At 55.8% G+C, this 2,751-nt stretch carries 2 protein-coding genes and 1 pseudogene; all 3 read left to right on the top strand.

Features of this window, described 5'->3' with window-relative positions; all coding sequences use genetic code 11:
* Nucleotides 1-766 (top strand): annotated as a pseudogene (locus UC14_RS26395) (alpha/beta hydrolase); the annotation flags it as partial.
* Nucleotides 767-814: 48 nt separating this feature from the next.
* Nucleotides 815-1,744, top strand: a complete 930-nt coding sequence (locus UC14_RS26390) for a LysR family transcriptional regulator (RefSeq protein ID WP_013575423.1) — start codon at nucleotides 815-817, stop codon at nucleotides 1,742-1,744.
* 89 nt (nucleotides 1,745-1,833) lie between these two features.
* Nucleotides 1,834-2,331, top strand: a complete 498-nt coding sequence (locus UC14_RS26385; RefSeq protein WP_112152218.1) for a DUF2501 domain-containing protein — start codon at nucleotides 1,834-1,836, stop codon at nucleotides 2,329-2,331.
* Nucleotides 2,332-2,751 lie beyond the last annotated feature (420 nt).

Genomic DNA, 2,751 nt, shown 5'->3' with positions numbered 1-2,751 from the left:
TCGCCGAGCATGAACGGAAAGGCCGGATGGGGTATTCTGCATATTCACGGTGGCGGTATGTGCTGGGCAGCCCTGAACAGGTCGATGCCGCTGACCCGCCCGACGACGGCACAGCACGACTGCGTCATTGTATCGGTGGATTACCCGTCTCGCGCCGGAAACGCCATTCCCCGGCCCGCTGGAAGATTGTTATGCCGCGCTGATCTGGATGACCGCACAGGCAGAGGCGTTGGGTATTGACCCTGCACATATCGGTGTGATGGGTGACAGCGCCGGTGCCGGGCTGGCGGCCTCTCTGGCGCTGCTGACCCGCGACCGGGGCGGTCCGACACTGGCGTTTCAAAACCTGATGTATCCGATGCTCGACGACCGCACTGTGACCGATCCCAACCCGAATCCGGTGACCGGCGAATTCTCCTGGACGCGCGAGGACAACCGTTTCGGCTGGCACGCCTACCTCGGTCACGAAGCCGGTTTGCCGGATATTTCCTGCTACGCTGCGGCTGCCCGCGCAGAGGATCTGAGCGGATTACCACCGGCCTGGATTGGCGTCGGCTCAATTGATTTGTTCCTCGATGAAAACATCGACCATGCCCGCCGGTTAATCCGCGCTGGCGTGCCGGTGGAATTCAGCATCTATCCGGGCGGATTCCACGGTTTCAACGGCGATCCGGCCTATGCACTGGCCCGTCGCGCCCGCAAACAACGTCAGGATGCCTTAGCCGGTTTTAATCCGCTGCGTCATTATCATGACTTTGGCTTATAATCAGCAGCAATCGATAAGGCATAACAACCGGCTGAATTAGAAAATAAATTGGATATCAAACAACTTATCTATCTCTGTAACCTCGAACGCGAACGGCATTTTGGCAGGGCGGCGGAAGCCAGCTTTGTCAGCCAGCCGACGCTGTCGATGCGTCTCAAAAACCTCGAAAAAGAGCTCGACCTGAATCTGATCAATCGCGGTAATAACTTCGAAGGTTTTACCGCAGAAGGTCTGCGGGTGCTGAGCTGGGCGCGGGAAATCGTGGCTGTCTATGAAGGCCTGAAACTGGAAGTCGAATCGCTGAAACAGGGCATGAGCGGGACCTTGCGTATCGGCGTGATGCCGCAATGCAGCGTGTCGCTGGCGCAACTGATTAAGGCGGTCAGCGAAGCGCATCCGGGGCTGGATTACCGCGTGGCAGAAGTCAGTGCTGATCAGTTGATTGAAGCGCTGAGCAGCCATTCGGTGGATGTCGGTATCGGTTTCTTTGAGTTCTCGACGCTCAATGAGCTGCGCTTCCAATTGGTGCCGCTCGATGACGGCGGTGTTGACGTGGTGTATCACCCGGATCATTTTCCGCAGTTACAGGGCATTGAACGGATAACCGCCGAACAGGTTGCCGCGCTGCCGTTGTGTCTGTCTGAACCGAGCCGCTATTTCCGCCGGTATCTGGATAATTTCTTCCGCCAGGCCGGACTTGAGCTGCATCCGCGGCTGGAAAGCACGTCTATTTTCCAGCTGATGCAGGGCGTGTTTGTCGGAATTGGCTGTGCGCTGGTGCCGCGTGGACATCTGATTGATGAAATGCATCCTGCACTGAAACGTTGCCCGCTGGATATCACGCCGATGAGTCGTCACGCCGCGCTGGTCGTCGCCGAAGCGGGCAGGGCAACGCCGCTGGCGCAGCATTTCTTCACCGCCGCCGGGCTTTGGCTGGCGCAGCAGGCGCTTAACAAGTCGTCAAATGTGGCGCAATAAAGACGTTCTGTCCGGTATTCCTATTGATGTAATGAAACTTTCAGCCCAAGCTTTGCCGCAATACTTATGTGAAATGGATGGAGTAAGACATGAAAACATTGAAAGCCGTTGTTCTGGCGTTGGCCTCTGCGGGTATTTTGCTTTCAGCAGGTGCACAGGCCTCGAATAATCTTCTGGGACAACTGCAGCAGGCCGCCAACGAAGGACTGAATGGCACCAGCAGCAAAACCGGTTCTGCCGGTACCACATCTTCGCTGACCTCGCTGCTCAGTGGCGGCGACAGTGCCCTGACGTCGACCAGCGCGAACAACGTCGCAGGTGTGTTGCAGTACTGCGTGAAGAACAACGTACTTTCCAAAGCCAGCACTGAGAATGTGAAAGATCAGTTGCTGAGCAAGCTGGGCATCCAGACGGCAGCGGGTGCTGAAAGCCAGGATTATCAGCAGGGTCTGGGTGGTTTGCTGAAAACCGGTAAAGATCAAAGTGTGGATCTGAATAATCTGGGGAGCGGGCTGACGCAGGTGAAAGAGAAAGTGAAAACCAAAGCCTGTGATGTGGTGCTGAAGCAGGCGAAATCGTTTATTTGATTGCAGAGGCCGCTGCAATGGCGGCTTTTAACTTCAAATTCAAATTCAAATTCAAATTCAAGGTCAACACCGTGGGCATCGGCCCACACCGACCAGAGACCCGGTAACGCGCGGGCCTCTGGACTCCGCGCTTTTTCACTGCGCGCTCCGCTGGCGCAAGGGACATGTTCTGCTGTATTGATGAGTGGCGCAAATCCAGGTGCTGCGCACTACCTTCTCTCGGTCTTCGAGCCACAGGTCTCGAAGCCGCTCCGTTCAGCTGGATTTTGAGCACGCCATTGAACTCTCTAAAACAGAGTAATTTTGTTTTTTGAATTTAAGATCCTGCGGGCGATTCAGAAAGCTTGCTGAATGAGAGGTTGCAGACCATAGGCTGCAATCCCGAAACGAAGGAACCGCGCAGCGGCAAGATTTCCAGCC

Origin of the sequence: Rahnella sp. NRRL B-41462 (assembly GCF_003263525.1) — a bacterium.
Classification (GTDB): domain Bacteria; phylum Pseudomonadota; class Gammaproteobacteria; order Enterobacterales; family Enterobacteriaceae; genus Rahnella; species Rahnella aceris.
This window is presented reverse-complemented; position numbering and strand designations above follow the sequence as displayed.